The organism is Actinomyces sp. ICM58 (assembly GCF_000283035.1).
In the GTDB taxonomy this organism is placed as follows: domain Bacteria; phylum Actinomycetota; class Actinomycetes; order Actinomycetales; family Actinomycetaceae; genus Pauljensenia.
In genome coordinates, this window is the sequence record NZ_ALIY01000058.1 from 1 (window position 1) to 5857 (window position 5857).

General features: G+C 68.3%; 4 protein-coding genes. All 4 read left to right on the forward strand.

Features of this window, described 5'->3' with window-relative positions:
• The first annotated feature begins 208 nt into the window (after nt 1-208).
• A complete protein-coding gene (locus HMPREF1138_RS02950; RefSeq protein ID WP_039936652.1) occupies nt 209-919 on the forward strand; it encodes a response regulator transcription factor in 711 nt (236 codons plus the stop codon).
• On the forward strand, nt 916-2511 hold the full coding sequence (locus tag HMPREF1138_RS02955) for a sensor histidine kinase (protein ID WP_009056363.1): 1596 nt from the start codon (nt 916-918) through the stop codon (nt 2509-2511). Before HMPREF1138_RS02950 ends, HMPREF1138_RS02955 begins: the two co-directional genes overlap by 4 nt.
• Nucleotides 2512-2780: 269 nt before the next feature.
• Nucleotides 2781-4097, forward strand: a complete 1317-nt coding sequence (locus HMPREF1138_RS02960) for an aspartate kinase (RefSeq protein ID WP_009056361.1) — start codon at nt 2781-2783, stop codon at nt 4095-4097.
• Nucleotides 4098-4241: 144 nt separating this feature from the next.
• Nucleotides 4242-5288, forward strand: a complete 1047-nt coding sequence (locus HMPREF1138_RS02965; RefSeq protein ID WP_009056359.1) for an aspartate-semialdehyde dehydrogenase — start codon at nt 4242-4244, stop codon at nt 5286-5288.
• Nucleotides 5289-5857: the final 569 nt, after the last annotated feature.

Genomic DNA, 5857 nt, shown 5'->3' on the forward strand with positions numbered 1-5857 from the left:
CATAGCATGTGTTGCAACCACCCCTAGAATCTGCCGCGTTACTTCCATGTTGGGGGGGGGCCATGAGTTCTCCTGTGAGCTGATGTGCCAACGCGGTACCCCTCTAGGCTAGCAGAAAGCGAACACCGCACAGACGGCCTCGTGACTCTCGCGCGGTGACGCACGTGTGACACAATCGAGGGGAAACGCTCCGACACGCGAGGAGGCAATGATGGCGACCCACACGAGCGGCGGCGCGCCCCGCGTGCTCGTCGTCGACGACGAGGCAATGCTGGCGGACCTGCTCTCGCAGGCCCTGCGCCACGAAGGCTGGGAGACGGCCACGGCGACGGACGGGCTCGACGCGCTCGCCAAGGCCGCGAGCTTCCACCCGGACGTCGTCATCCTCGACGTGCAGATGCCGCGCATGGACGGCCTCGAGACGCTGGAACGCCTGCGCGCCCGCGACCCCGAGCTGCCCGTCCTCTTCCTCACCGCCCGCGACGCGGTCGCCGATCGCGTGCAGGGCCTGCGAGCGGGAGCCGACGACTACGTGACTAAACCCTTCGACCTGGACGAGGTCGCGGCCCGCGTCGAGGCACTCCTGCGCCGAGCGGGACGCACCCAGCAGGCGGCCTCGACCGTGCTGACGGTCGCCGACCTCACCCTCGACGTCGACTCGCACGACGTCAGTCGAGGCGGGGAAAACATCACGTTAACGAACACGGAGTTCGAATTGCTCCGGTATCTCATGGAAAACGCCGGAATCGTGCTCTCCAAGCAGAAGATCCTCGACGCCGTGTGGAGCTACGACTTCGGCGGCCAAGTTAACGTCGTCGAACTCTACATCTCCTACCTGCGCAAGAAGATCGACGCCGACCGCCCAGCCCTCATCCGCACCGTGCGCGGCGCCGGCTACATCATGCGGGAACCCCAGTGACGCGCCGCCGCCCCTCCCTGGCCGGGCGCCTGTCCCGCGCGCTCGCCGCGTGCGTCGCCCTGGCCCTCGTCGTCATGGTGGCGGCCTCCACCCTGGTGATGCGCTCCTGGATGCTGGCCAACGTGGACTCCGAGCTGCACCGCCTCGCCGATCAGGCAAGCAAGCACCTCGATGTTGATGACGCGCCGGAGGACGGGGAGGACGAGGAGTACGGGGAGAGCGACGACGCCGCCGCCCGCCCGCCCGCACAGCCCTCAGGGGCGCCGCGCCCCGGCGGGCCGGTCGTCCCCGGCGGTCCCACGGGGCCCGGTTTCGGAGGTTCCGGGATCGCGGAGGGCACCCTCCAGTACGTGAGCGAGGACGGGGAGGCTGTCGGCGCGGTCGTCTCGAACTTCTCGGTGACCTACCTGAACGGGCCGGCCCTGGCGATCCTGGCCGCGGTCCCCGCCGACGGGCGCTCGCACACCGTGCGCCTTCAAGGCATGGGCGCGTTCCGCGTCACCGCCCGCGTGGTCGAGGACAAGACCGTCCTCGTCGGCGTGCAGTCGGACAGCGTCGACGACGTCGTCATCATGCTTGTCGCCGTCGAGGTGGGGGCATCCCTGGTCATCGCGCTCGCCGCGGGAGTGGTCGGCCGCGTGTGGGTGCGTCGCGAGCTGCGCCCGCTCGGCGTGGTGCGCGCGGCGGCCGCGGACATTGCGAGCCGCGACCTCGCCGATGAGTCGGCGAATCTGACGCGCGTCGGCGAGGAGGCGACCTCCGGGCCGGTGGAGGTCGCCGACGTCGCGGGCGCCCTCAACTCGATGATCGACGCGGTCGAAGACGGCATGGAGCGCCGCGCCCGCAGCGAAGCGAAGCTGCGTCAATTCGTCGCCGACGCCTCGCACGAGCTGCGCACGCCGCTCGCCTCCGTGCAGGGGTACGCGCAGCTCGCGCGCCGCGACATTGACGAGGCCTCCCGCACCCAGGCCCTCGAGCGCATCTCCTCGGAGGGGGCGCGCATGGCGTCCCTCGTGGAGGAGATGCTGACCCTGGCGCGCCTGGACGGAAACAGAACGCTCAAACGGGACACAATCGACGTTATCCCGCTGATACTGGACGCCCTGTCCGACGCGCACGTGGTCGCCCCCGACCACGCGTGGGAGCTCGGCAATGCCGCGGACATTCCCGTCCTCGGCGACGAGGCCGCGCTGCGCCAGATCCTCACGAACCTCCTCGCCAACGCCCGCGTACACACGCCCGCGGGAACCCGCGTCGTCGTCTCGCTGACCCGGAGCGACGACGAGGCCGTGGCCGCTTGCGTGCGCGCCCGCAGCCGCGCGAAGGGGCAGGGGAAAGCGGAGGGCGCCCCGGCCTCGTCGATGGTGACGATCCGCGTCGCGGACGACGGGCCCGGTATCCCGCCGGCGATTCGCGACCGCGTGTTTGACCGTTTCGTGCGCGGCGACTCCTCGCGCACGCGCGACGGGCGCGGCTCCTCGGGCTTGGGCATGTCGATCGTCGAGTCGCTGGCTCTGGCGATGGGCGGGGCGGTGCGCCTGGCCGACAGTGAGAAGGGGACCGTCATCGAGGTGATGCTGCCGGCGGCGTGACGAGGCGGGCAGGCCGACGGTGCCGGACGCGCCTCGGCTTTGGACGCCCGACGAGCGCGCGGCGGGGCGTTCGCGGACCCCATGGCCCGCCCCGGCCTCGCGCGTTGTGTGGGCCTGCTCGCAGCTGCGCGTTCAATGTCACCCCAGATCATCCGTTCATATAGCGGAAGTTCCCAACGTGATCGCGGGAGCGCCGTAGGATTGACACGGTGGCGTATGCATGCCCGAATGCGTGCAGACCAGCACGTACAGACAGAAATGAGGGTCCAGTGGCACTGATCGTGCAAAAGTACGGCGGTTCTTCCGTCGCCGACACCGAGGCCATGAAGCGCGTCGCCCAGCGCATCGTGGACACGCACAACGCGGGACACCGCGTCGTCGTCGTCGTATCGGCGATGGGCGACACGACCGACGACCTCCTCGACTCGGCCGCAGCACTCACCGACAACCCGCCCGAGCGCGAGATGGACATCCTCCTGTCCGCCGGCGAACGCATCTCCATGGCCCTGCTGGCGATGGCCGTCAACGAACTCGGCGTCGAAGCCCGCGCCTACACGGGCGCCCAGGCGGGCATCAAGACCGACAGCCACTTCGGCGCCGCCCAAATCATCGGCATGGTCCCCGAGCGCGTCGCCCGCGCTGTCAAGGACGGACAGGTCGCCATCGTCGCCGGCTTCCAGGGCATCTCCAAAGACGACGACGTGACCACCCTCGGCCGAGGCGGCTCCGACACGACCGCCGTCGCCCTCGCCGCCGCCCTCCACGCCGACGTGTGCGAAATCTACACGGACGTCGACGGCCTCTTTTCCGCCGACCCGCGCATCGTCCCCAAGGCCCACCGCCTGCGCACCCTCACCCAGGAAGAAACCCTGGAAATGGCTGCGCACGGCGCCAAAATCCTCCACCTGCGCGCCGTTGAATTCGCGCGCCGCTACGGGGTGCCCCTGCACGTGCGCTCCTCGTTCTCCGAGAAGAACGGCACCTGGATTTCCGACGCCCCCGCAAACCCTGAACTCAAGGGCCTCGTGCCCGACGCCGCCCTCAAGTCCCCAGAGGAAAACGCCATGGAAAAGCCCGTCATCTCCGGCATCGCTCACGACCGCTCGCAGGACAAGATTACCGTCACCGGTGTTCCCAACAGCCCCGGCGTCGCTGCCCGCGTCTTCGCCGTCGTCGCCGAGGTCGGCGCCAACATTGACATGATCGTCCAGAACCTGCCGATCTCTGACCCCACGAAGGCCAACATCACCTTCACCCTGCCCGAAGGCGACGCGCGCAAGGCCCTCGACGCCCTCGAGGCCCACCGCGACGAAATCGGCTTCGACGAGCTGCGCTACAACCCGAACATCGGCAAGCTCAGCCTCGTCGGCGTCGGCATGCGCACCAACCCCGGCGTCTCCGCGCGCCTCTTCTCCGCCCTGTCCGATGCGGGCATCAACATCGACCTGATCTCCACCTCCGAAATCCGCATCTCCGTCGTCACCCGCCTCGAGGACCTCGACCGCGCCGTGAAGGCGGTCCACACCGCGTTCGGCCTCGACGCCTCCGAAACCGAGGCCGTCGTTTACGGCGGCACCGGCCGCTGATCGTTCATCGACGAGGCCCGGGTCGGCTCCGTTTGTCCGCGCGGGTCCGGTGGTCCCGAGAGGGCGCCCCGGCCTCGTCCCCATAGATTTCACCCAGCGTTCGCCCCGTCGTATGGGCGCACGCACCAACACAAGGAGAACACCATGAGTGGATTCAATGTCGCCGTCGTCGGCGCCACCGGCCAGGTCGGCCGAGTCATGCGCACCCTGCTGGAGGAGCGGGGTTTCCCGGTTGAGACGATTCGTTTCTTCTCGTCCGCGCGCTCGGCGGGCACCACCCTGCCTTGGAAGGGGCAGGACATCGTCGTCGAGGACGTGGCGACGGCCGACTACTCCGGCATCGACATTGCCGTGTTCTCCGCGGGTGCCACCGCCTCGCGCGAGTACGCCCCCAAGTTCGCGGCCGCCGGCGCGGTCGTCGTCGACAACTCCTCCGCGTGGCGCAAGGACCCCGAGGTGCCGCTTGTCGTGTCCGAGGTCAACCCCGACGACGTCGACAACCGCCCCAAGGGCATCATCGCGAACCCCAACTGCACGACCATGGCGGCTATGCCCGTCCTCAAGCCCCTCGTGGACGCTGCGGGTGGTCTCACGCGTCTCTTCGTCTCCTCCTACCAGGCCGTCTCCGGGTCGGGCCGCGCGGGCGTCGCCGAACTGACCGGCCAGATCGAGGCCGGCGTCAAGCAGGATCTCGCGGGCCTGGCGCTGGACGGCCGCGCCGTCACCCTGCCCGAGCCCGGCGTGTACGTCGCGCCCATCGCCTTCGACGTCGTGCCGCTCGCCGGCTCGATCGTCGATGACGGAAGCGAGGAGACCGACGAGGAGCAGAAGCTGCGCAACGAGTCGCGCCGTATCCTGCATATCCCGGACCTGGCTGTGTCCGGCACGTGCGTGCGCGTCCCCGTCTACACGGGCCACACCCTGACCATCCACGCCGAGTTCGCCGGCGACATCACGCCCGACCAGGCGCGCGCCCTGCTGGCGAACGCCCCCGGCGTGCGCGTCGTGGACGTTCCGACCCCGCTTGAGGCCGCCGGCCGCGACGAGGTCCTCGTGGGCCGCATTCGCCAGGACCAGGCCGTCGAGGGCAACCGCGGCCTCATCCTGGTCGTCTCTGGCGACAACCTGCGCAAGGGTGCCGCCCTGAATGCTGTCCAGGTCGCCGAGGTCGTGGCCGCTCGACTGCGCTGAGTGCTTGCACTCTCGACTGTGTTGAGTGCTTGCATTCTCGACTGTGTTGAGTGCTCTCCCTCTCGACTGTGCTGAGTGCCCCCAGCTCTCGACTGTGTCGAGTGTGTGAACTAGTTGCGTGAACGCGCGGCGGCCCGTTGGGCTGCCGCGCGTTTGCGTGGCCTGACGCTGTAGTTCCCCTGAAATGTCGCACGTAATTCCCCTGCGAGCATTTCAAGAGCTGACGTGTGATCGTTGGAATTGCAACGTTTTGAGACTTTATTGAAAGTTCAGGCAATCGAATTACGTGCGACTTGTGCGGGGGTGAAGCCGGTGGCTCCGTTGTGCCCTTGTGTGCGTTCGCCCTTGCCTGTGTGCGCGGATAGGTTGTTGCTTCACGGATAGTTGATGAGCATCCGGATAGTTTATGAGCATCCGGATAGCTTATTAACCTATCCACATCGCCATAACCTATCCACATCGTCATAACCTATCCGCGTGGCGCTAACCTATCCGCATCCGCATGTGCGCTCGCCGCGGAGGCATAACAAAACCGCCCGGCACGCGGCCAGGCGGTGGAGCGGGCGACG